The organism is Streptomyces sp. NPDC127595 (genome assembly GCF_042671685.1).
In the GTDB taxonomy this organism is placed as follows: Bacteria; Actinomycetota; Actinomycetes; order Streptomycetales; family Streptomycetaceae; genus Streptomyces.
In genome coordinates, this window is the sequence record NZ_JBHXWK010000014.1 from 55,098 (window position 1) to 77,957 (window position 22,860).

General features: G+C 66.7%; 26 protein-coding genes. 8 read left to right on the forward strand and 18 right to left on the reverse strand.

Features of this window, described 5'->3' with window-relative positions; translation table 11 throughout:
- Position 1 precedes the first annotated feature (1 nt).
- From ACFVKT_RS34155 to ACFVKT_RS34230, 16 genes are all read right to left on the reverse strand, one after another.
- Positions 2-673 (reverse strand): hypothetical protein, encoded by a 672-nt coding sequence (locus tag ACFVKT_RS34155; protein WP_385738829.1) that lies wholly within the window; start codon positions 671-673, stop codon positions 2-4.
- Positions 670-2,034 (reverse strand): putative T7SS-secreted protein, encoded by a 1,365-nt coding sequence (locus ACFVKT_RS34160; protein WP_385738831.1) that lies wholly within the window; start codon positions 2,032-2,034, stop codon positions 670-672. Before ACFVKT_RS34160 ends, ACFVKT_RS34155 begins: the two co-directional genes overlap by 4 nt.
- On the reverse strand, positions 2,031-2,342 hold the full coding sequence (locus tag ACFVKT_RS34165) for a hypothetical protein (protein ID WP_385738833.1): 312 nt from the start codon (positions 2,340-2,342) through the stop codon (positions 2,031-2,033). Before ACFVKT_RS34165 ends, ACFVKT_RS34160 begins: the two co-directional genes overlap by 4 nt.
- A gap of 53 nt (positions 2,343-2,395) precedes the next feature.
- Positions 2,396-2,863: a pilus assembly protein TadG-related protein gene (locus ACFVKT_RS34170; protein WP_385738835.1), complete on the reverse strand. Its 468-nt coding sequence runs from the start codon at positions 2,861-2,863 to the stop codon at positions 2,396-2,398.
- Complete coding sequence (locus ACFVKT_RS34175; protein WP_385738837.1) at positions 2,860-3,300, reverse strand: TadE/TadG family type IV pilus assembly protein; 441 nt, start codon at positions 3,298-3,300, stop codon at positions 2,860-2,862. The genes ACFVKT_RS34170 and ACFVKT_RS34175 overlap by 4 nt, the downstream gene beginning before the upstream one ends.
- Positions 3,300-3,755, reverse strand: coding sequence for a TadE family protein (locus ACFVKT_RS34180; RefSeq protein ID WP_385738839.1), 456 nt, complete (start codon positions 3,753-3,755; stop codon positions 3,300-3,302). Before ACFVKT_RS34180 ends, ACFVKT_RS34175 begins: the two co-directional genes overlap by 1 nt.
- A gap of 69 nt (positions 3,756-3,824) precedes the next feature.
- Entirely contained in the window at positions 3,825-4,076 is a 252-nt protein-coding gene (locus ACFVKT_RS34185) for a hypothetical protein (protein WP_365439153.1), read from the reverse strand.
- A 56-nt stretch (positions 4,077-4,132) separates the two neighbouring features.
- Positions 4,133-5,062 carry a type II secretion system F family protein gene (locus ACFVKT_RS34190; RefSeq protein ID WP_385738841.1) on the reverse strand — a complete coding sequence of 310 codons (930 nt, stop codon included), beginning with the start codon at positions 5,060-5,062 and terminating at the stop codon, positions 4,133-4,135.
- The gene (locus ACFVKT_RS34195; RefSeq protein ID WP_385739178.1) at positions 5,059-6,042 is read right to left on the reverse strand and encodes a type II secretion system F family protein; all 984 of its coding nucleotides are present in this window, start codon (positions 6,040-6,042) and stop codon (positions 5,059-5,061) included. Before ACFVKT_RS34195 ends, ACFVKT_RS34190 begins: the two co-directional genes overlap by 4 nt.
- A gap of 2 nt (positions 6,043-6,044) precedes the next feature.
- Positions 6,045-7,358 (reverse strand): CpaF family protein, encoded by a 1,314-nt coding sequence (locus ACFVKT_RS34200; RefSeq protein WP_385738843.1) that lies wholly within the window; start codon positions 7,356-7,358, stop codon positions 6,045-6,047.
- Positions 7,355-8,218: a hypothetical protein gene (locus ACFVKT_RS34205; protein ID WP_385738845.1), complete on the reverse strand. Its 864-nt coding sequence runs from the start codon at positions 8,216-8,218 to the stop codon at positions 7,355-7,357. The genes ACFVKT_RS34200 and ACFVKT_RS34205 overlap by 4 nt, the downstream gene beginning before the upstream one ends.
- 20 nt (positions 8,219-8,238) lie before the next feature.
- A complete protein-coding gene (locus tag ACFVKT_RS34210; RefSeq protein WP_385738847.1) occupies positions 8,239-8,946 on the reverse strand; it encodes a hypothetical protein in 708 nt (235 codons plus the stop codon).
- Between the two features lie 708 nt (positions 8,947-9,654).
- On the reverse strand, positions 9,655-10,023 hold the full coding sequence (locus ACFVKT_RS34215; RefSeq protein WP_385738849.1) for an SMI1/KNR4 family protein: 369 nt from the start codon (positions 10,021-10,023) through the stop codon (positions 9,655-9,657).
- A 90-nt stretch (positions 10,024-10,113) separates the two neighbouring features.
- On the reverse strand, positions 10,114-14,709 hold the full coding sequence (locus ACFVKT_RS34220; protein WP_385738850.1) for a DUF6531 domain-containing protein: 4,596 nt from the start codon (positions 14,707-14,709) through the stop codon (positions 10,114-10,116).
- A gap of 86 nt (positions 14,710-14,795) precedes the next feature.
- Positions 14,796-15,443 carry a hypothetical protein gene (locus tag ACFVKT_RS34225; protein ID WP_385738851.1) on the reverse strand — a complete coding sequence of 216 codons (648 nt, stop codon included), beginning with the start codon at positions 15,441-15,443 and terminating at the stop codon, positions 14,796-14,798.
- A 194-nt stretch (positions 15,444-15,637) separates the two neighbouring features.
- Positions 15,638-15,766, reverse strand: coding sequence for a hypothetical protein (locus ACFVKT_RS34230; protein WP_385738852.1), 129 nt, complete (start codon positions 15,764-15,766; stop codon positions 15,638-15,640).
- 401 nt (positions 15,767-16,167) lie between these two features.
- Between ACFVKT_RS34230 and ACFVKT_RS34235 the strand changes: the two genes are divergently transcribed.
- Positions 16,168-16,317: a hypothetical protein gene (locus tag ACFVKT_RS34235; protein ID WP_385738853.1), complete on the forward strand. Its 150-nt coding sequence runs from the start codon at positions 16,168-16,170 to the stop codon at positions 16,315-16,317.
- 56 nt (positions 16,318-16,373) lie between these two features.
- On the opposite strand, the gene ACFVKT_RS34240 is transcribed toward ACFVKT_RS34235, so the two are convergent.
- Complete coding sequence (locus ACFVKT_RS34240) at positions 16,374-17,666, reverse strand: multidrug effflux MFS transporter (RefSeq protein ID WP_385738854.1); 1,293 nt, start codon at positions 17,664-17,666, stop codon at positions 16,374-16,376.
- Between the two features lie 64 nt (positions 17,667-17,730).
- Between ACFVKT_RS34240 and ACFVKT_RS34245 the strand changes: the two genes are divergently transcribed.
- On the forward strand, positions 17,731-18,225 hold the full coding sequence (locus ACFVKT_RS34245; protein WP_385738855.1) for a MarR family winged helix-turn-helix transcriptional regulator: 495 nt from the start codon (positions 17,731-17,733) through the stop codon (positions 18,223-18,225).
- A gap of 79 nt (positions 18,226-18,304) precedes the next feature.
- On the opposite strand, the gene ACFVKT_RS34250 is transcribed toward ACFVKT_RS34245, so the two are convergent.
- The gene (locus ACFVKT_RS34250) at positions 18,305-18,517 is read right to left on the reverse strand and encodes a hypothetical protein (RefSeq protein ID WP_385738856.1); all 213 of its coding nucleotides are present in this window, start codon (positions 18,515-18,517) and stop codon (positions 18,305-18,307) included.
- A 6-nt stretch (positions 18,518-18,523) separates the two neighbouring features.
- On the opposite strand from ACFVKT_RS34250, the gene ACFVKT_RS34255 reads away from it, so the two are divergent.
- The 6 genes from ACFVKT_RS34255 to ACFVKT_RS34280 all read left to right on the forward strand — a co-directional run bounded on the left by ACFVKT_RS34255 (position 18,524) and on the right by ACFVKT_RS34280 (position 22,860).
- Positions 18,524-19,096, forward strand: coding sequence for a hypothetical protein (locus ACFVKT_RS34255; RefSeq protein WP_385738858.1), 573 nt, complete (start codon positions 18,524-18,526; stop codon positions 19,094-19,096).
- Between the two features lie 13 nt (positions 19,097-19,109).
- Complete coding sequence (locus tag ACFVKT_RS34260; protein WP_385738860.1) at positions 19,110-19,712, forward strand: hypothetical protein; 603 nt, start codon at positions 19,110-19,112, stop codon at positions 19,710-19,712.
- 301 nt (positions 19,713-20,013) lie between these two features.
- Positions 20,014-20,505: a hypothetical protein gene (locus ACFVKT_RS34265; protein ID WP_385738862.1), complete on the forward strand. Its 492-nt coding sequence runs from the start codon at positions 20,014-20,016 to the stop codon at positions 20,503-20,505.
- A gap of 276 nt (positions 20,506-20,781) precedes the next feature.
- Positions 20,782-21,456 (forward strand): hypothetical protein, encoded by a 675-nt coding sequence (locus ACFVKT_RS34270; protein ID WP_385738864.1) that lies wholly within the window; start codon positions 20,782-20,784, stop codon positions 21,454-21,456.
- A complete protein-coding gene (locus ACFVKT_RS34275; RefSeq protein ID WP_385739181.1) occupies positions 21,453-22,496 on the forward strand; it encodes a hypothetical protein in 1,044 nt (347 codons plus the stop codon). The genes ACFVKT_RS34270 and ACFVKT_RS34275 overlap by 4 nt, the downstream gene beginning before the upstream one ends.
- 64 nt (positions 22,497-22,560) lie before the next feature.
- Positions 22,561-22,860, forward strand: coding sequence for a hypothetical protein (locus ACFVKT_RS34280; protein ID WP_385738865.1), 300 nt, complete (start codon positions 22,561-22,563; stop codon positions 22,858-22,860).

The following is a 22,860-nucleotide window of genomic DNA, read 5'->3' on the forward strand; positions in this document are numbered from 1 at the left end:
TTCATTCCTCATCGGGTACGTCAGAGAGCGGGTTGTCGAAGCTGACCGTGCTGGTGATGTCCCGCAGCAGGGTGCGGTAGTCCGGGCTGCGCTCGACCGCCGTCGTGGCCAGCTTCAGGATCGCGATCCGCTCGCCGTCAAGGCAAGGAACGTATCCGGTGACCTGGAGCAGTTGTCTCCCGGCGGCCGTACCCGCCTCCGGTGGTCCGGCCAGGCGCGTCTGTACGAGCGATGCGGGACCACAGGGGAGATCGAGGGTCTCGATGTGCTCGGCATCCTCCGTGTCCGCAGCGGCGCGGAGCGCGAGGACTTTGCGTGGCATCCAGTCGGTGGTCCGCCAGGAGAGGGTGAACAGGGACAGCAGCAGGCCGCCGTCGCCCTCATCATCTGTGTGCAGTCCCAGCGAGCAGTGGCTGGTTCCGGCCTCCAGGAGCACCTGGGCCATACGCCGGACCGGAGCGATCTCGGTCAGGAACTGCTGCCGGGACGAGGGATCGGGAAACGCCTCCAGCAGCGAACTCAGGGGATCCCCCGGGCTTGCTTCCTCCGGACTGTTCCCCGCTTCCGTCAACTCCAGGAGCGGGAGCGCGACGAACCCCGCGGGCAGTGCGAACCAGATGTCCGCCTCCTGACTCCGCGCGGACTCGTCAATCAGATAGGGCGCGTTGCTCATGACGCTCCCCTCGCGCCGACCAGCAGGAAGTGCAGAGCTCCCGCAGTCGCCGGAAGGTCGACTCCCAGGGTTCTGGGGCCGTCCAGGACACTGGTGACCACGCTGGCCGTGTCGTTGTCCAGACTCTCCACAAGGCTTCCGGCCACACCGTAGACGGCCGTTCCGGCTCCCAGGAGAGTCGCGGGTTTGTCGATGCTCTCCAGGACCGGGGCCAGTCGTCCGCCGAACACTCTGGGGTGGGCCAGGATGCTCGCGGCGCCTTCGGCAGCGGCGGCCTCCGTCTTGATCGAGGTCCCGATCGTCCTGACCGAGGTCCCGACCTGGGCGATCTTCTGGCCGAGCGTCAGCATCTCGCCGACCTCGCCCGCCGTTCTGGACGCCGCGACCAGCGCTTCCGGCGCCTTCATGAGGCCCTTGGTCGCCGCCCCCAACCCAGGCACCATCCCCAGAAAATCCCCCGCGACCCCCAACGCGTTACCCCAGAAGTCGGCATCCAGCTCGCCGTTCATGAGGCCGTCCTGCAATGACGCCATCACCTCGGGATCGCTGACCCGCAGCGCGAACGCCGCTCCGCTCAGCAGTCCCGCTGCGAGGAAGAGCATCCAGGGTGCGATCACCGTGAGTCCCAGGAGTGCGATCACGCCGAGTACGGCCGCGCATGCGCTGAGGATGTCAGGCAGGTTCTCGCCGAGCCAGTCCGTGAACTTGTCCCAGGCGCCTGGTTCATGGGGAGCAAGCTTGTGCGTGGCGTCCCCGATGAGACGGGCTCGCTTGCGCGCGGTGGTCTCGTGCTCGGTCGCGAGGGAGCGGGCACGGCGGAGTACGTCGTCCAGGTCCTCCTGGGCTGTGGTCACCGCGCCGTTCGCCGTGGTCAGGGCCGAGTGCGCGTCGTCGTACGCCCGCCCCTTGTCCTTCTCCAGAGCCGGATCGTTCTCCGCCTTCTCCGCGTGGCCCTGGGCGCGCTCCAGTGCGGTGCGCGCGTCCTCCGCCTCGCCGTCGAGTTTCTTCGCGCGGCGCTGGAATTCCTCAAGTTCCCCGGCCCACAGGTCCAGTTGCTTGGCGGCCTTGCCGACGGAGTGGGCGCCGTTCTGAAGGTTGAGCGGTAGCGGGCCGCCGTCGAGTTGCTCTCGGAAGGCGACCGCGGCGTCGCCCTCCCAGTAGCTGCCGTCCATCAGCTTCGTCACCTTGGAGTGGGCCTTCTCCATCTCCTTCACACAGCTGGTCAGCTTGTGGTGGAGGGCCCGTACGAGTTCCGCGGCGCCCGGCGCGGGATTGAAACCGAGGTGGGTGTAGGGGTTCGTGACGCCGGGGTCGGCTTTCAGGCCCTGAGGCCGGTCGGCGTCCACGGTGGGAACGGTCACTGCTGCCGTCCCTTCTGCGCCGCCTTCTCCAGGGCCTTCTCCAAGGCCACGTCCACCTCGTGGAAGTCGTCCTTGGCCTTCTTCGTGATGTCCGTGAGGTCCTCGATCTGGTCGGCGATCTCCTTGGCGCCGTAGTGCCAGTCCTCCTGGAACTGGTCGCACGCCTTGTCCAGATCGTCCGTGCCGAGGCCGGCGACGCCGGAGTCCTTCAGGGCCTTGTGGAGAGCGAGGAAAGAGTCCTTCGCCTTCGTCAAGTCTCTGTAGAACTTGTCCAGTTCGGTGCCGTCGACCTTCAAGTGGTCAGCCATCCGAGATCCCCGTCCTTGCCCTTCCTGCCCTCGGGCACCGACCTGGGGCCGCCCTAACCAACCTCGTTCTCCGCGACCGCCCGCCCACGGACGCTCACGTCGCCGCCGTAGAACATCCCGACGAAGACCGGGGAGTAGGTGAGCTGGACCTCGACCTCCACCTGGTCGGCGTTGGCCGCGACGCAGTGGGTTGCCGCTATGTCCGCTCCGGACATCCCCATTTCGCGGGCGAAGGCCTGTACTCGGGCACCGCAGTTCGCGAAGTTGATGGGTGCGGGGCCGCCCGCGTTGTCGTACAGGGCTTCCTTGTCGATGTCCTGGGCGGCGTAGCGCGCGGCCTGTTCGGCTATGTCGGCGGCACGCTCGCGCTTGGAGATGGACATGCCGCCGTCGATGACGAAGGCCGAGAGGGAGAGGAAGACGAGCGCGAAGATGATGACCGCGCCGGCGCCCGAGCCGCGGTCGTCCAGCACCGCTCGCCGAGCGTCGAGCCAGTTCCGTACCACCGGAGGGAAGTTCACGCCGTCCTCCGGAAGGGGTCGAGCGGCGAGCTGAAGGTGGACGTCAGCGTCGTGGGTACGTCGAGGCCGAGCATCGCAAGGCCTCGCACCTCACAGCTCACCTCGACGGTGAAGATGGTGTCGGGTTCGAAGCCCGCGCTGGTCTGGTTCACGGTCACCGGACCCGTGCAGACGTCCGCGAGATCCGCCTCCGCGGCCTTCTGCGCTTCGGCCATGGCGGTGGCGTGGTCCTTCTGGATCGATCCCGCACGCGCGGCGTCCCGTGCCGCGCCGTCCAACGCTCCGCGCCCGTCGACCAGTTGGCCGAAGGCCACCAATACGAGGATGAAGAGGATCATCACCGGGGCGAGGATCACCACCTCGATCGTGGACAGCCCCCGGTCCCGTCCGGCGGCACACCGCGCGTGGACCCAGCGGATCCTGGTGGGGAAGCCCATCAGTTCCCATCCTCCGGTACGAATCTCTCCACCGGCCCCGAGGACTGCGCATGCACGGTCAGGTCGAAGCCGGGGAACACCGTTGGCACCTTCGCCGTGATCTCCACCCCCACCGTGTTCTGCTCCGGCTGGAGCATCGTCACGTCAGGGGACAGCACGAGCTGCGGGCCGAGCTGCTGGATGTAGCTGTCGACCACGTCACGGGCCTCGCCCCGCCAACCACCGCGGTTTTCGTCGGCCGTGGCGCGGGCCTTGCGCGCGCCCGCCTGGGCCGCCGCCTGGGCCACGTGGTCCGCGAAGAAGTACAGCGCGAACTGCACCGTCGCGAAGATCATGAAGAAGAGCACCGGCGTGAGGAAGACGAACTCGATCGCGGTCATGCCGGAGTCACCGCGGGTGGAGGCGGCACCTTTGGCGGCCTCCACCCGACGGCGGACCCAGCGACGTACGCGCACGAGCGGTTCTCGTTCTTCCGGAGTAGGTAGGTGTTGAAGGGGAGTTGACGGGTGATTCCGCTGAATCAATCAGCAGGTACCGCTCTGGTTGGCGCCCGCGATGCAGTCCCCGACCTTGTTGGCGCCGTCGCTCAGTGCGGTGTTGATGATCGCGGCGACCACGCCGACGATCGCCACGACCACGGCGGAGATGATGACCCACTCCACCGCGGACGCACCCCGGTCGAGTTCGCCGGAGCGGGCGCGCTGCACCCGGCCCTGGAGGAAGGTGATCAGGAAGTCCACCCCCGGGATCCCGGTGTTGAAGTTCCGTCCGTTCATGGTGAGTTGTCCTCTCTAGTTCAAACGGGTATCGGGTAACGGGTTGGGAATGGACGTCAGACCTGGAACACGCGCATCGCGGCCGGGAAGATCAGGAAGACCAGGAAGCCGGCGCACAGCAGCAGTTGGGCCACGAGCATGGACTGCGACTTCTCGCCCGCGCTGCCCTCGATCTCGGAGAGTTCACGGTGCCGCATCGTCTCGGCGCGCGAGGCGAGCGAGTCCCGTACCTTCGCGCCGTCGTCCGCGACCAGGGCCAGCGAGGCGGACAGATCCTTCAGCTCCTCGATGCCCAGTTCCTCACCGAGCGAGCCGAGCGCCTGCCACTGGCTGACGCCGGTGATCCGGGCGTCGGCCAGCGCGCTGCGGATGCGCTGCGTCGCCCAGCCGTCGGAGATCTCGGCGGCCGCCATCAGCGCCTCGGGGAGACCCCGGCCGCCGGCCAGGCTCATCGACACCAGGTCCAGATACGCGCCGATCACGCGCCGCAGGTCACGCCGCTTGTCGGCCGCGTCCCGGCGTACCTCCAGATCCGGGAGGAAGAAGAAGACGACCGCGAAGAGCAGAGCCAGCCAGACCGGGATGATCGGACTGCGGCTGAAGCCGATCGTCCAGACCACCGCGAACAGGAGCGGGCCGAAGAAGACACCACCGGCGGCCAACAGGACCTTCGTCGCGAGGAAATTCTCCCAACTCCGGTCCAGGACGGCCAGGTCGGCGCGGAGGGACCGCAGCTCCCAGCCCTGCTGCATATAGAACTCGGAGACGCGGACACCCACGCGGGCCCGTGCGTCGCCCAGCCGTCCGGCGTCCTTCCCTGCGGCGCCGTGGTGCGCGGACTCGTACGCCGCGCCCCTCGCCCGCATCGCGTCGATCCGCGCGACCTGCGCGACCGCGCTGCGCTTGGACGGCATGAGGGCGCGTACGAGGGCGAAGAAGCCCAGGCCCAGGACGGCACCGATCACGATCGGCATGGTCAGGTTCATCGGCGTACCGCCTCATCCCCAGAAACCGGCGTGCGAGGACGTACGAACCGCACCGACGACTCGTCCCGCACCAGGAAGCGTTCCGGCGTCTCGATGGTCGACAACTTGCGCAGCCACCAGAAGCCGAGCGCGAACAGGCCGCAGACGCAGGCCAGTACGACCTGCCCGACCGCGGTGCCGTACGGCTCGACGAAGTCGCGGTTGAAGATGGACAGGCCGAGGACGAAGGCGATGGAGACCGCGACGACGATCTGTACCGAGCGTCGGGTCGAGGACCGCTGGGCCATCACCCGCTGCCGCATGTCGACCTCCTCGCGCGCCGACTTGGCGAGCGCGCCCAGGACTTGGCGAAGTCCCGGTCCGCGCAGCCGCGCGTTGAGGATGAGCGCCGCGACGATGATGTCGGCGGACGCGTCGTTGATCTCGTCGGCGAGGTGCTGCAGGCCCTCGGGGAGCGGCGTGCGCGAGCGCAGCCGGTCCACCAGTGCGTCGAGGTGCGGGCGCAGTACGGGAGCGGCGGCGCGCGCGGAGGCGGGGATCGCCTGCTCCAGGCCGACCGCGCCCGCGATGGTGTCGCGCAGCGACTCGGTCCAGGAGGCGAGTGCCTCCACGCGGCGCATGGCGGCCTTCTCCTCCGAGGCGCCGCCGAACAGCTTGTCCCAGTAGAAGACGAGGATCGCGGTCGCGATTCCGGCGACAGCCCAGCGGGTGAGCAGGAGGACGACGAGCCCGGCGATGGCGGCGATCGAACCGCGCTGCCCCGCGAACCGGATCAGCTCGCTGGCCCGCTCGCTCGCCTTCTGCTTCTCGTGTTCGGGCTTGACGGGCAGTCCGCGTACGGCGACGGCGAGCAGCGCGAGTCCGCCGCCGACGGCGACCCCGCACGTGAGCGCGTACAGGACGGAGGTGGAGAACAGCCCGCCCATGGACCCGAGCGAGTCGAGCGCCGCAAGGGAAGTGCTGTGCGTGTCCTGGGTCATGGTCATCCCCAACTCCCGCTGCCCGGCAGCCGATAGCCCTGCGCGACGAGGTCGTCGAGGCACGATATGGGCGCGTGCGGGACGATCCGGCCGTCCGGGGCCTCGGCGAACACCTCGCTGGACAGGACGCGTCCGTCGACGCCGTTGACCTCGCGGACGGAGGTGACCATGCGCTGGAGGCGGCCGCCCGTCTCGTAGTCGTTGCGCCGCTGGATGAAGACGACGAAGTTCACCGCGCCCGCGATGAGCATCTGGCTGGCCTCGATCGGCAGCCCTTCCTTGGCCTGGAGGGCGTACGTGGAGATGCGGTTGAAGACCTCGCTGGAGCTGTTCGCGTGGATCGTGGACAGCGAACCGTCGTTGCCCTGCGACATCGCGTTGAGCATCGTGACGATCTCGTCGCCGAGTACCTCACCGACGATGACGCGGGAGGGGTTCATACGGAGCGACCGTCGTACCAACTCGGCCATGGAGATGGTGCCTTGGCCCTCGGAGTTGGGGAGGCGCTCCTCGAAGGCCACGACGTTCGGGTGGAGGTCGGCGAAGGTGTCGAGGCCGAGTTCCAGGGCGCGTTCGACGGTGATGAGGCGCTCGTGCGGCGGGATCTCGTTGGCGAGGGCGCGCAGCAGCGTCGTCTTTCCGGCGTTCGTGGCGCCCGCGATCATGATGTTCTTGCGCGCGCGGACGGCGCACGCGAGGAAGTGCGCGACCTCCGGTGCGATCGTCCCGTTGCCGACCAGGTCGGACACGAAGACCTTGCCCATGCGCGCGCGACGAATGGAGAGGGCGGGCCGGCGCGTCACGTCCATGACGGCGGACAGTCGCGATCCGTCCGGAAGTCGCAGGTCGAGCTGGGGGTTTGCGGAGTCGAAGGGGCGGGAGGAGAGCCCGGAGTAGGCGCCGAGGATCTGGATGAGTTCGATCAGTTCCTCGTCGCTCTCGGCGACGGGATCCGCCTTCTCCTCCCGGCCGTCCGCGTATCCGACGAAGACCTGGTCGTACCCGTTGATGTCGATGTTCTCGACCTCGGGGTTGTCGAGCAGCGGCTGGAGCCGGCCGACGCCGAAGAGCGCGGCGTGCACGGCGGCCGCGTACTGCTCCTCGGTCTCGGCGTCGAGAGGGGTCCGCCCGAGGTTGATCTCGGTACGGGCGTAGTCCTCAAGTATCTGGGCGATGACGGCGCGCGCGTAGTGCCGTTCGTCCTCGTTGGACATCGGTGTGACGCCGCGGACCTGATCCTCGCGGCGCTGCTCGGAGATACGGTCACCGGCGTCCTGCCGGAACCGCTTGACCAGCTGGTGGTCGACCGCGGTCATCGGCCGGCCCCGGCGGCGGGCTGTCCGTGGGGTCCGGGAACCTGGCCGTGCGCGGGTACGGCCCAGGCGGCGCCGTACTGCTGGTACAGGTCCGAGGTGACCTTGCGGGCGGAGCGGATGAGCAGCGACTTGTCGAGCCGCCCGCGCTTGCGCCCGGCCAACTGGTCGGCGCCGGAGGGGTCGTCGGCGAGCGTGCCGACAACCCGAGCACCGGTCTGCGCCGCTACGAGCATGTCGTTGACCTGGTGGACGAGCTTGGCGGAGTCGCTCGGATCGGCGATCAGGATCACGCCGATCAGAGGGTTGGCGAGGGTGGCCGCGCCGCGACCGCCGCCGTGCAGCTTGGCGGAGAGGGCGGCGGCCCGGTCCCGGACACGGGCGATCGCCTCCGGCTCCGTGCGCGACAGCAGCAGTACGAGGGCGGCGTGCGGGAAGAGTTCGACGGCCGGGGTGTCTCCGCTGATCCGGCCGCAGTCGGCGATGACGTCGGCTGGCGCGTGCGGGGAGTCGGCGAGCTGCGCGAAGGCGCGGCCGAGGGTGGGCCACAACCCGGCGAGCCCGGTGGCCTGCTCAGCGACACCGAGCCCGACGAGGACTTCGAGCCCGCCGCTCAACGGCTGCACGTGGTCCCAGAGTTGATCCGGTACGAGGCCGCGGCGGGCCGTTGCCGCTATCGACAGCATGCCGGTGTTGGGGTTGAGCGGACCACCGTGCGCGGCGGCACTGCGGTACACGAGGTCACCGCCGGCGGGGTCCGTCTCCGCGAGCAGGACCCGGCGGGGCCAGACGGCCGACAGGGCTACCGCGGCGGTGGTGACGCCGGGGGAACCCTTGTCGGCGGCGAGGGCGATGAGCGCCATGACTCTTTACTCACTCGCCTTTAGTTGCCGGGGATGAGAACGAGGGCGACTTCGCCGGCCGAGGAGGCCTGCGCGACTGCGGCCGCGTCGTCGCTGTCCACGGTGAGGGTGACCGGGAGGCTGGTACTGCTGATCGTGCTGTCCGACGTCGTCTTGACGTTCTTGACCTCGGCCCGGTCGACGATCAGAGTGCTGTCGGCGCCTCCGGCACTCGACGAGCTGCTGCCCGCGCCGCTGTCCTCGCTGACGCGGTACACGGCCACGGTGTCGCCCGACTTGATGCCCACGGGGTACTGGCCTTCCTTGAGCGCGAGGCCCACGGAGGCCTTGCCCTCGGGGATGGACGGGACATCTTCGAACATCTCGCCGATGACGAGGGTCCCCTTGTAGATCGGCGACCTGGCCGTGAGCTTCTTCAGCGCCTTGATCTGAGTCCACCTGATGTAGTTGACGCCGGTGTCGTCCGCGACCATCACGGACTTCACGTTGTCGCCCACGGAGTCCCCGGCCTGTATGTCGGCCGTCACCTGGACGACCTCAATACGATCCCCGGCGCGCAGCACCAGCATGGTCGCGCCCAGCGCACCCACGAGGATCAGCAGCACCGCGAGAGCGGCGAGCGCGGGTTTGCGCTCGCGAGGCGGCGCAGGAAGGCGCTCGCCCATCGCCGGGTGGACCGGCGCAGCGGAACGGTTGTTGCCCGCCCCCGTACGCTCTTGGATCTTCACGCAACCGCTCCCCGTACACCCAAGAAGATTTCGACCAATTACCGCGCCAACCAGGACACTCCACCCCGGTCCGCCTCTGCCGGACGTACCGCCCGACCTGGCCGAACAGCCAACGCGGAGGCGAGTCTCAAGCCATGGCACCGTATCAGCCGCGCATAAGCCCCTCAAGGCGCGCTGATGCTCGCGAACCCCACAGGGCCCGACGTTATACAGCTGCAATGCGGAGCGGGGGCCGCCGTGTTGAGTAAGGGAATCCGGGAGGTGAAGGTGCTGTGCAGCAGCGAATCTTCTGACGGCCCTGCGCCGGGGACTCGTTACCGGGCGTACACCAGGCCTGCACGAGGTGCTCACGGGCGGGGGCGGGGTGGCGTGATCTTTCAGCCACACGGGGGACTTCCTGCCTTCCCCCTGGTCCAACTCGTTCTGGAAGTCTCCCACTTCAGCTCGCGACGACCGTCGACCGAGAGAGCACCGGCGAACTCGAAGCGGCCTGGCACCGGCGTCTGGTGTCAAGCGCCTGCGAGCCTCGCAAGCGGCTCCACATCACGGAGGCGGCTCACAACAGCGCGGGTGTCCATGCACTCCCCCGTCGACTCTCGGCTGCCCAAGTAGATCGCCGCAACCACCAGCAGTTCATCGAGACCCAAAGGTCACGCCCTACACCTCCCCCTCCCCTCCAACGGGGGATCGGAAGTGACGCTTTCCTCACTACCGATACCAGTCCTCCCCATCACTTTCCATTGCACTGCGCAGATAGTTCTCCAAGCTGGAGGAAACGAGTTTTCGACTGTCCGTTTCGTGGTCCCACACAAACACTTCACTGCGTTCCGGGGTCCGCACGAAAGCGAATTGATCCCCCCCGCCATTATCACCAAAGAAGACCAGTGAATCGAATGGCATATAAAGAGATCGATACCGATCATTTTCACGGAACGAGAGATTATCGCTCAGGATGCGCTCCGCAGACCAAATGACGTCCGTCCCGTATTCATCCTCCACGCCGTTGCTTTCCAAAAGGAAGGCGCGGAGATCCTGAGGGAGCGTCTGCCCGAGTGCCGCCTCGATCCGGTCGAGCACGCCAGGCTCCACCGGGTACCGCGGATCTGCCGATGCGAATCCATCGATAATCTCCCGCCACATAATATGGTCCCGCCCTTCTGGGTTCCTCTACCGAATACGCGGACTAAACCAGTTCCCGAGCATATCATCAACGCGCGTGACCTGATCGAGAACTTCCTGCCTTGTGGGGTTCGGATTGCTATCGTAAAAACGGTTCCATTCCACTCGAATCTGGCTGAGATGCACCCTGCTATTGATATCTCCCTTTGGAATGCCCCGAAGATTCTCCAGAGAATGCATTTCATCCGCAGAAAACAGGCCCGGGTAGCGATTGAGCACCTGCTGCTCAATCGCGTGGTGGACGACAACCTTTCCCTTGAGACCCGGATGCGCGGCGAAGAAGGTTTTCTTATAGCTGTGGCTTGTCGTGCTTCCGACGGAGGCTTCGGCCCGAGTGGGTACATTCGGACCCAGTACGGACTCATTGCGAGCCGCAGCCTGTTTGGCCGCTTCTTCGCATGGTGTCAGCCCCAGCGGGTCGGCCCAGGTGAATGGGTTGTGCGCGTAGGCGACAGGGTTGAGGCCGGCCGCGAGACCCATCGGGTCGCGGGTCAGGTATCGGGCCGTTTCAGGGTCGTAGTGTCGGAAGAGGTTGTAGTGCAGACCGGTTTCCGGGTCGAAGTACTGGCCGGGGAAGCGCAAGGGGGTGTAAGTCGTCGCGGAGCGGTTCCAGATCGTGGTGCCCCACAAGGTCGATCGCTTGCGCCAGGCAATCTCTCCTTCTTCGTCGACGAGCTCACTGGGCGTTCCGACGAGATCGGTGACGATGCCGAAGAAACGCTGATCGATTTCTTCCTGCGGGGCATGAGTTGCCGTGACGCGCTCGGTCTGCGCAATGGGGTGCAGGCCCAGGTGTTCCCAGGTGAGTGTCACCGGGTGAGGCAGACCTGTGGAAGTGGTCGTCTGCTCACACAGAGTGGTTCCGTCCCAGACGAACTCGATCCGTTCGAGGATCCTCGCGCCATCTGGGCTGTGCCGTTGCTTGGCGATGCGGCGCCCGAGCGGGTCGTAGCCATATGACCAGCGGGTTCCGTCCGGAGTGGTGACTGCCGTCAGCCGGTCCTCCGCGTCCCACTCGTAGCTCCAGGTGTCCGGTTTACGCGACAGCCGCGTCTTCTGCCGGAGAGTGATGCGGCCTTGCGCGTCGCGCTCGTAGCGCACTGTTCCCGCCCGCTTCAGGCGCAAGGTCTGGCCATTTCGTTCTCCGACAGCTTCCTGGCCCGGGAATGCGGTGGGCCATGAAGCCCGAGTCTGTTCGCCGAGGGCGTCGTAGTCATAGCTCTCGGTTCCCTGCGGTCCGTGGACCTCGGTTACGCGTCCGACCGGGTCCACCTCGTAGCGGGACAGAGCGCCGTCGAGGTCCTCGACAGCGACCAGGTACCCGTCGCGCCGGTAGTTGTAGTGACGTCTGCGCGGCGTTGTACGTCCCTCACTGGTGAGTGACTGGGAGGTGACGCGGCCCAACTGGTCATGGGTACGGGTCAGGACCGCGCTTCCGCCGATGTACCGGGCGAGTTCTTGCCCCGCGTGGTCACGGTCGAAGCGAATACTGTTGCCGCAGGTCACGACCTCGAGGGCGCTTCCCGCCACATCGTAGGTCCAACTGCTCCTGGCGCCGCTGGGAGTTGTACGGTCTCGGCGGCGGCCCAACTGATCGTAACTATGGGCCAGGCGTCGGCCGTTGGTCGTTTCTGTCAGGAGACGGCCGGCCCGGTCCCGGGTCATGCTGATCGTCGCGTCCGGGCCGACCGCTTCCACCAGCCGCCCACAGAGGTCGTAGCGGAATTCTGATGTCACTCCCTCCGCCCGTTTCCGGACCACTCGGCCGAGAGCGTCGTGTTCACTGTGAACGGTCTGCCCCAAGGCATTGGTTCGGGCGGTGAGTTGGCCGACAAGGTCGTAGGCATAGCTGGTGGTGACGCCGCCGAAGTCCGTCTCGGACACCAGGCGTCCCGCTGTGTCGTAAACGAACCGCCACACATCGCCCGTGGGTGCGGTTACCTGGACTGGGCGCAGGTCGGCGTCGTATGTGTAAGTGGTGCGCGCTCCCGTGGGGTCCGTTCTCGCCGCGAGCAGGTCGAAGTGGGTGTATTCGTAAGTGCTTACGTTGCCGGCCGCGTCTTCGTGCCGTCGGCAGTTGCCCTCTCCGTCGTACTCCCAGCTTTCGGAGCCGTCGGCGTCGGTCTGACGCGCGAGCCTGCCCTCCATGGTCCACTCGAGATGAGTGACGGCCCCCAGCTGATCCGTCAATCGGAAAGTGCGGCCGAATGGGTCCCTCTCATGACGGATTACCGCTCCGAGCGGATCCGTGATCTCAATCGGGAGGCCTGCGGGGTCGGTTCGGATCGTCGTTGTGTATCCGAGCGGGTCAGTGAGACTGCGCAGATGCCCGGCATCGCTGTACGCGTAGCGGAACGTGGAACCGTCGGCTTCCGTGATGGCGATGCGATTGCCCCGCTCGTCGTAAGAGCAGTGCACGAGGGTCCGATCGGGCAGAGTGACGGTCACGGGCAGACCAAGCTCGCCGTACGCGTACTCGGTACGTGCGCCGTCAGGGCGCACAACCTCAACAACGCGCCCCCACTCGTCGTTCACCACATGCGTCGTGTGTCCGAGAGAATCGGTACGGGACAGGAGCCGATGATGGGTGTCGTACGCCATCCGGGTCAGGCCACCGACCGGATCCGACACGGCCACAACCTGGCAGTCGACGTTGATGACGTAGCGGCTTACGGCCCCTGCGGCGCTGGTCGCCGTGGTGACCCGATGACCAGGCCATTCGGCATCGGCGCCGTCGTAGTCGAAGGTGAAGGCGACGTGCCCTGCCTCACCACCCTGGGCCGTACAACGGTCTTGTTCGTCGTACCTGTAGTGATACGTACTGCCGTTGGTGTCGGTCCAGGATGTGATGCGCAACCTGTCGTCATAAACCAGACCCAGCGGCACTCCCGACGATTCCATGACCCCGGTGAGCTGCCCGTCGGTATAAATGAACCGTTTGAGAGGGACATCGGACCCGTCCTTGCCGGCGCCGGCGCCGGCAAGGCTCAGTGCGGTGATGCGGCCCTCGTCGGTGGTGAACGTGAGGCGGTATCCGCCCGAGTGCCGTATGCGAAGCGGTGTCCCGTCGGGGTCGTAATCGAATTCGATGGTGTTGCCGTTCCGATCGGTGACACACCGCAGTAGAGCCAGGCCATCAGCGGGGGGTGCGAATCTTCGGGAGTGCCCCGAGTCAGGGTCGTGAATCCGATAGCCACCGTCATTCGTCAGAGTGAGCGGCCAGCGAGGGCCTTGCTCCGGGAAGGAAGAATCTTCCGCTGTCCCAGGACGCCGGTAACTGAGCAGCATCCCGTCCTCGGTGACGAAAACGACATCATCCTGGTCGACCTCCAGCCGTTGGTCGAGCGTGGACGACCAGGAAGGGCCGAACCACCAACCCGTGCGATAGTTCGAGGCCGCTCGGCGAGTGAAGCTGAGGGGCAGGACGCCGGGGAGTTCGACGTCGGTCTGCAATAGGTACATGGCGCCGGTCGCGACGTCGACCGGGTCACCGCACCCGAAGATCTTGGTTTTGAGCCGGTTGTAAGCGCCTTTCGCTCCGTCCGCGAGCATGCCCCTAGCGCTCTTCCCCAGCCCCTTGGCCCCCATGGCCATGCCCTTGAGGCCCACCTTGCCCAGGCCTTTGACCCCTTTTGCGAGTCCGCCGAGGGTGGTCAGCCCCTTCATCCCGGGTATGCAGTCCAGCGCCGCGAAGGCCACGTCCCATAGCGACGCCTGGCCTTTCGCGTATTTATTGAGGGTGTCGGCGAGGACGACGAGGGCCGCGATCAGCACGATCGCACCGAGGATCGGCCCCCCGATGATCATCGCGATGATCCCGACGACCGCCACGACCACCTTGCAGACCGTGACGATGGTGTCCCAGTTGTCGGAGAACCAGTCCCCGACCTCTTCCCACCACTTCCGGTTGCGGATCCCCGCATCCGACGCCTCGTCGATCTTGGTCTTGGCCTCGCGCGCGGCGTCCTCGCGCATGGTGCGGGCGTCCTCGGCCATCTTCTTCGCCGCGTCCAGTGCGTTCTGCGCGGACGACACGTCCGACTGAGCGGATGTCTGCGCCGACTTGGCGTGCTGCGCGTCCCGGGTGGCTGCCCGGACTGTGGCCTCGTCCGGCTTCTCGGTGCTCTTGCTGCCGGTCGGATCGTCCTTGTACTTGTCGGCCTCCTTGCCGGCCCTCGTCACCCACGAATCGGCCGACGAGAGACGCGACTTGGCTGAGCTGAGATCGGCTTGGGCGGCGCGGCCGTTGGCCAACGCCCTATCCGCCAGCGCCTGCGCACGCTCCAGCTTCGGCCAGTACGCCGCCAGCGCACCCCCGGCCATGTCGTACGACGTCTTCAGCTTCCTCAGCTGCTTCGGCACACCCGAAAACTGATCCTGGAACGCCTTCGCGGACTTCCCCGCCCACTCCAGGACCGCTTCCTCGCCCGCCATCCCCTTGATCAGACGCAGGGCGTCCCCGACATCATCGGCGAAGTCCTGCAGATTCTTGGACAGTTGGCGCACCCGCTCCGGATCACCGGGGGTGGGGTCCCTGTCCAGATCCAGGACATCCCAGTCCCTCGGCCGATTCACCACGTTCATCCCCCGTGACTGCAAGCACGTCAGCAACATCCGTACACATGAGCGAAGTTACTGGATTTGCCCGAGCCACCGAAAGACGGCGGCGCCTACTCCGCGAAGCGGAACGTCGACGTGATCGCGTCGAAGATGTCGAAAAAGGAGTCCGCGAGGTCGAGGACCTGGCTGCTCCCGGCGACGAGGGCGACCTTGCCCTCCTGCCCCGGCACGGGCACGAAGGTTTGCATGAGCACGGCGCGAATAGTGCGGTTCAGAGCGTCATCGGGTACGACGATGTCCTCGATGCCGTGCGTGCGCGCGGCCGGTCCCACGCCAGGGATGTCGACCGTCGTCACCTTGCGCCAGGCGTCGCCCTCCTTCTTCGCCTCACGCGCGGAGAGTTGGCCCGCCATGGTCTGGGGGTCGGTAGAGAGTGGATCCCCAGTCGCGGAACGGCCGCCGACGATCGAGACAGTGACCGAGCCGGTGATCGGGGTGTCGCCGCCGAAGGCCTCGGCCATGCAACCGCAGTACAGCGCACCCGACTTCCAGGCGTCGGCCGCGGCCTTCTGAAGGAACGCGGCATACGTGTCACGGTACTTGGCCAGCTCCGGCCGCTGCCGAACCCGCTCGTCGACCATCCGCCGTATCGAGTCATCACGCGACTCGGGCCGCACGTCGAACTCCCACCACGACTCGGGCACCTTGATCCGAAACCCACCACGCTCGATGGTGAGCGTCTCCATGTACCGGGCCATGGTGTGTGTCCCCCGTCCCTCTGCCCCTACACAGGCGCGCCTGCCGCACGCCTGTTCGCCTGTTCGGCTTGGGTCAGCCTACGAGGTGCATGGGGCGGGTCCAGGCGGGGGCGCCGGACGCATCCGGCTGCCACACCCTCGTACTACGCGTACGTCGACTTTCGGCAGCAGCCCCCGCACGGGACGGCAGAGAATCAACGTGGGCGATCGCTGCGGCCGACGGTCAGCACCTCTACGGTCACCGTCTTGTCCCGCACCTCGTACATCACGCGGGTGGAAACCAGGAGTAACCGGTAGATGTCGCCGGCCGAGGCGGGTGGCATGGGTGGGGCGCGGATTGTCAGCAAGGTCGTACACGGCACCCGTGACGAGCATCGCCGCGTCCTGATGCCTCTCGTTGAGTGCGGCAAGCTGCTCGATGCCGCCGTCAGACCAGACGATGTCGTAGGTCATCGCTCAGGCGTCCCGTCAGGGTTCAGGCCGAAGCTCGCGGCCACGTCGGCGTGGGACACCCCGCGCGTTGTACCGGCCTTCCTCTCCTCGGCGGCTGCAAGATCACGCTCGTCTTCGGGCTGCTGGAAGTAGTCGAGAAGCCCCATAGGGATCACAGCCGCGACAGGCGTGCCGTGGTCGGTGATCTCTATCGTCCTACCGCCGTGCCGCGGTCTACGACCGACGTTCCGTCCTGGGCAGGAGTACGGCCGAGCTGGCTCGACGGGCCGATATGTCCGAGGAGGACATCGAGTCCATCGAGGAGAGCGGTGTCGATCCGACTCCTGAGTTGATCGAGCGACGTACCGCCGCCCTTGAATCGGGTGCACGGATCGGCCCGCGTACGACTCCCGAGTTCAGCTTCGAGGACCACGCGGCCTGAGATCGCCGCTCGCGCAAAACCGGAACGGGGGCTGCTTCCCGCCCCTGGGACCTGTCCTACCGCGCCCCCTCCGCGCCGCCGCCCATCTCCCCCCGCCCCTCCCAAGGCCGCGCCAGCCCCACCAGCGCAACTCCCGCCCCCGCGACGGCGATCAGCATGATGACCGCCATCGGCAGAGAGCTGTCCTCGCCGAAGACCCCGACGAGCGGGGAGGTGAGGGCGCCGAACAGGAACTGCACGCCGCCGAGGAGGGCGGAGGCGGCGCCCGTGGCGGCCCGGCCCAGGGTCTGGCCGAGGCTTGTCGTCGACGGGTAGACCATGCCGATGCCGGTCATGGTCACGAACAAGGTGGCCCAGGTACCCCCGAGGGTCTCGCCGACGGTGGCGACCAGGACGACCTGGGCGAGCGTGCCGAACGCGGCCGTGCTGACGCCCGCCGTGAGGAGCGTGTTCAGGCGTACGCCGCGCGCGGCCAGCTTGGCGAAGAGGGCGCCGGCGATGAGCATGCCGACGGCGTTGGAGGCGAAGATCAGCGAGTACGTCGTCGCCGAGACTCCGTGCAGGCCCTCGAAGACGAAGCTGGATCCGCTGATGTAGGCGAACATCGCAGCCGAGCAGAGGGCGAGGACAAGGACGTACCCCATGAAGGTCCGGCGGCCGAGCAACTCCCCCATCGCACGGAAGGTGTTCGCGAGGCCTCCGGCCTGCCGACGCTCGGACGGCAGGGTCTCCGGCACCTTGCGCAGTACGGCCAGCAGCATCGCGCCACCGATGACGGCGAGCGTGACGAACACCGCGCGCCAGGTGGAGACGGAGAGGATCGCGCCGCCGAGGATGGGCCCGGCGATCGGTGCCACACCGAGGATCTGCGAGAGCAGCGCGAAGTAGCGGGGAATGTCCGGGCCGTGGAAACGGTCGGTGATCACCGCACGGGCCAGGACCATGCCCGCCGCTCCAGCTACGCCCTGGAGGAAGCGGGCGCCGGTCAGGACGGTGATGTTCGGCGCGACAGCACAGACGAGGGAGAAGACGGCGAAGCCCGCGGTTCCCGTTACGAGGAGCCCGCGCCGCCCGAGACCGTCGCTGATCGGGCCGATCACCAACTGCCCGACCACGAGACCGGCCAGGAACGCCGTCATGGTCAGCTGCACCGCCGAACTGCTGGCGTGCAGCGAGGCGCCCATCGAGGGGAAGCCCGGGACGTACGTGTCGATGGCGAGGGGCGCGACGGCGGTGAGCGCGGCGAGGACCACCACGAGGAGCGCGTCCGCGCGCTTCGACGGCTGGGTGGGAGTGAGGGGGTGAGCGTCGTAGGGGGCGGACTTTTGACCGGAGGGCAGGGCTACCATGGACTTAAAGATAACTAATGGTTCACTGGTTAACAATTTCCACCAGGTAAAAAGGGCGATACGCATGTCACTCCCGACCACCGACGTCCGTGGGCAGTGGGCGGCGCACAACCCCGGCCTCGACACCTCCCCGATGGAACTCATCGCCCTGCTCAAGCGCATCACCGCGCTGCTCGACCGCGCCGTCGAGCCGCTCTACGAAGGCGCCCCGCTCACCGCGCCGGAAGTCGACATGCTCATCCCGCTCCGCCACGCGACCGAACCGGCCATCGCCCGCCGCCTCGCCCAACAGATGGGCCTCTCCCGCGCCGGCGTCAGCAAGACCCTCGCCAGACTGGAAAAACGCGGCTTCATCCACCGCACCCCCAACCCCGCCGACCGCCGCGCCGCCCTGATCACCATCACCCCGGCGGGCGAGAAGGCCGTGGACGGCCTGTTTCCAAGGCAGTTGGCCGCGGAGGTGGAGCTGCTGGCAGGTCTCGGGGAGGACCGGGAGTGGGTCATGGGGGCGTTGGAGCGGCTGGCGGGGGTGATGGAGGGGCACTTGGGGCGGGAGTGAGGGCCACCCCGGGGGCCTGTGGGCGGAGCCATCACCAGCCCACAGCGGCACCGCTCCCGGCTCCCTCAAGCGCGGCTCCTCAGCGGTTCAGTTCCATGACCCCGACCCCGAGACCCTCATAAGCCTCGGGCTCGACAGTGGCGACGAGCGCCCCCTCGGGAAGCATCTGATTCGGCCGCGCGGCGTGCACGGCGGCGCCGACGCCGAAGGAGACGCTGTCGCGGCACAGCTCGGCAATGGTCACGGCCATCACGAAGTCATCGTCGATCAGGTGCATCACGTCCACCAGCACACCGACATGGCCGACAATCCCCGCGCGCTCGCGCTCCGCCTCCAACAGACACAGGACCGGCACCCACAGGCGCACGAGGCCGTCAAGCGGATCGTCGACCGTAGTGTGGACCAACTGTCGACCGAGATCCCGAAGGACGACGTCATCAAGGCCCGCCTGGAGCTGATCAAACGCCTCAACAAGGGTGTCCAGCAGGCACGCAAAGCGGACGGACTGACGCTCTATCTCCCTGTGGAGCGGATCCACGGCACGCTCGTCGCGGCCTCGATCGTCGTCTCGGAGGCCCTCACCGGCCCAGGGGTGAACGCCGCCGGCGACGAAATCCTGGCCCAACTGCTGGCGGACGGCGCGGGCAGTGAGCCGGTGACCGTCGACGGTGCCGACGGCGTCCGCGTGGACAAGGTCGTCGCCGCCGACCCGGATCGGGAGGTCGAACACGCCTCCCGCCGTATCGACTACGTTCTCCCCGTTCCGGGGAGCCAAGTCGCGCAGTGGGCGACCGTCTGCTTCAGCACCATCGCCGACGGGGACCCCGCAGCGAGTTCGCCGACGTCCTGGTGGAACTCTTCGACGCCGTGATGACCACGTTCCGATGGAGCTACGAGTGATCTTCCTGGAGACGGATTCGGACCCCGCGGCGTGGCTGCTCATGCCGCTGAGGTGGGACAGCGTCGACGAGCGCCAGGAGTGGGCGTACAAGAGCGCCGACATTCTCTGGCGGCTGCGCGAGAAGCGCCCGAAACGGCGCGAGATCCGCGCACTGGCGATGCGCCTGGACATGTTGGCCGAGGGCATCCCCGGCCGTGTCCCGGCCCACCAGGTCTTTCTCTACGCGCCCGATCCACGCCGCATTCCGCTGGCCTTCTACGCCTTGACGGTTCCTGCTGAGGGCGACCGCACGGTACAGCTCCGCGAGGCGGTACAGCCCGACCAGGAGAGCCCGGTGCGTCCGGTCGAGGTGGACACGTTCACGACGGAACGGCTTGGAGAGGGTCTGCGATCCCTTCGCTACTGGGGATCCCGCGAGGGCGCGCTGATGATGTCGCTCAGCTTCGCCTGGCGTTCGGAGGATTTCGGGATCGATCTGTCCCTGCGCACTGTGGCCGATGATCCAGGCTGGCTGGCCGCTCATCTCGATGAGGCGGACGACTTCGCGAGGAGTCTGTGGCTGAGTGACGTCGTGGCTGGGGAGTAGGCCGCGCTGCAGCACAACTGACCGACTCCAGGACATGGCACCGATGCAGGACTGAGGCGTTACGCCCCGGTGGACGACCGTCGGCGAACGATCTCGCAACCTCGACAGCCGGTAGCCGTGGCAGACTCTCCGCGCACTGCGACAGCAACACACGGGAGGGAGCAGCGACATGGGAGGGTCGGCCAGGCCCCGCCGAGGGAAAGCAGCCACTGCGTCTCTGCGGCACGAGACGCGGTCAGGGAAGCGTCCCGAGCCCGAGGGCGAGCGCTCAGGCAAGTGGGACAAGTTGTCCGGCTGCCTCGTGGTCCTATCCGTCGCCGCAGCTTTCGTCTTCCTGGTGCTGGCGGACATGTTCTGGGGCGACAACACCTGGCAGTGGGCTGCCGACGCATGGCCGGGCGGCGCGTACGGGTTCGCGGTGTTCCTGGGGGCGCTGCTGCCGATTGTTGTGACGCTCTTCGGGTTGTCACTGGCCCGGATGGACAGGAAGTCCTGGAAGGCACACAAGGCCCGCACGATCAGCTGCATGTTCCTGACCGTCGGGTGCGGAACGGCGATGGTGCAGCTCGTGGCACTGGTCTTCAACTCCCAGGACAGCGGCAAATGGGGCCGCGGCAACTCGACCTCCCCTAGCTGGGCCTTCAGGAATTACCCCTGGCTGTGGGCTGCCGGCCTCGCGTCCACGATCGTCACAGCCGCGCTGCTGATCTGCGTGTACGTTGCTTACAGTCGGCGGCGCCAAGGTGCACGGGACAGTGCGACCACCGCCTCCGGTGCCGGCGCGGAGGCCTGAACAGTCCCTCCACGGCGCCTGCTACTGCACGCCATCTCATCGCTCAAGCAACGCACGAACCCGACGGCCAACATCGTCTCTACGGCAGCCCCGAGCGAACCGTTGGCATTCCGGCCGCTGTGCACCTGGACACCATCGAGCCACAGACCAAGCTGAGCTGTCCTCATTTCTCCCTCTCTGCGCAGCCCTACAAGGAAGTTCGCTGTGGCGAAACCGATTGCCACACGGATACGGTCATTGCTCTTGACTGAACACCTGTCTCACGGGGAGTCCACTGTGAAGCGCCGCTCTTTGCCCGTTGCTGCCGCGCTCGCCGCGACCGCAGCCCTACTGCTGACCGCATGCGGCAGCGGGGACGACAGCACGAAGGACAACGACAAGATCGCGGGGGCCGACACCGGCGAGACGAAGACGTCAGCCTCGCCAAGTGCCCCGGCCGGGTCGGACGCCATCGACCGTCCGAAGATGACTTTCCCTTCGGACTTCACCATGGCCTTCGACCGCACCGAGCCGACGGAGCCCCAAGAGGCGGCCGCCCTCAACGACGCCGAGAACTTCGTCCGGGCAATCAATTACGGAGTCGTTCAACAGGACGCGGAGGATGCAGCGTACAAGTTCTACTCGGACCCGCGGGGCACCGCACAGGCGTACGCCAAGAAGCAGATCCAGCAGTACATCGACGGGGGATGGACTGTCACCGGTACCCAGAGTTACACCCGGGGCAAGGTCGACATGGCGAGCGGAGGGGAGCGCGCTTCCGTCTCCTTCTGCGATGACGACTCGAAGTTCTATGGCAAGGAAGTCAAGTCCGGGAAGGTCCTCAAGACCGAACCCAGTGACAAGGACTACTACTTCTTCGAAATCGTCATGACTACCTCCAAGGACGCCGAGGGCCTGTGGACAGCCGAGGCCGTTCAGGTGCAGAAGGAGGCGACCCAGTGCAAGGCCTGAAGCGACGAGGAGTCGTTGTCGTCGGCGTGCTGGCTGCGGTGCTCCTGGTATCCGCGCAGAACGCCTTCGCGGGCGGTCCGACGGACAAGAGTTCAACAGACACGGGCACCGACACCGGCCTCAACGGCGATGGTCTGTACGCCAAGGCGACCGCGATCTCGTACGACACCTCCAAGAACGGCTCCGGATCCTCAGTCGGCTCCGTGACGGTCAGCGGCAGCGACTGGACACCACCGGCCTGCTGGTACGCCCCCCAGTGGACCGCGGAGCAGTTCGCCAAGGAAACAGAGGCCGGGTACAAAGAGATCTCCGGTGACGCCAACCAGCCGGCTCACGCACGGAGTGCCTCGTACGAATTTCGCCAGATGTACAAGGATGGCGAGTACAAGAACTACAACCTCGACAAGCAGGACGAGGGAATGTGGTGGGGAGCCGTCGAGAATCCGAATGCGCCCATTCTCGAGCGGACAGCATGCAACTCGAAGTTGCCCTTCTGGGTTGAAAACGGCGACACTCCTGACGTCGAGAACGCCATCACGCCAGAAATCCTCGCCGGCCTAGCCTACGAGCAGATCAAGGTGCCCGGCACCGAGGTGACTCTGTCGCCCGCAGGCATCACGAAGGTCAATCTCCCCACCTGGGCGTGGCTGGAGAAGGGCGAGTTCCAGCCCGTCTCAGTCACGGCCTCGCTCAACACACCCGGGCTGAACATTCAGGCGACAACCACCGCCACTCCCGTCGCCCTCAACCTTGAGCCCGGCACCGCGGACGCCACCACGTTCCCGGACTCCGGCGAATGCCGGATCAACGACGACGAGTCCATCGGCGAGCCCTACGCCAAGGGCAAAGCCGACGAGACCCCACCCTGCGGCATCACATACCTCCGCTCCTCCGGCGACGGAACGTACAAGCTCCGGGCGACCATCACCTGGGATATCACCTGGACAGGAACCGGCGGCGCGGGCGGAGACCTCCCCGACGGCACCTTCGGCAATGACCAGGAAGTCACCGTCCAGGAAATCCAGTCCGTCAACCGCTGATCAGCGGCCACCATCCCCGAGCTCCAAGCAGCCACCGCCGACCCGTCAGGAACCCGGACACCACATGAGTGACCTGCGTCTCGAAGACACCATCTTCGAGGATCTGAAGAAGACCTTCTCCTCCATAAGCGACCGCATGGACGCAACCCGCCGCACCCTTCGCGGCACAGACGCCTCGGCCGTCGGTCAGAGCAAACTCGTCGAGGACGTACAGGACTTCGCCGACGAGTGGGGCTATGGCATCAAGCAGCTCGGCAAGCACACCAGCGGTGCGGTGAAGATGATCAACAAGATAGGTGAGTCCTTCAGTAAGCTCGACCTGGACCTCGCGGAGTCCCTCAAGGCTCCGAAGAAGGGCAAGTGA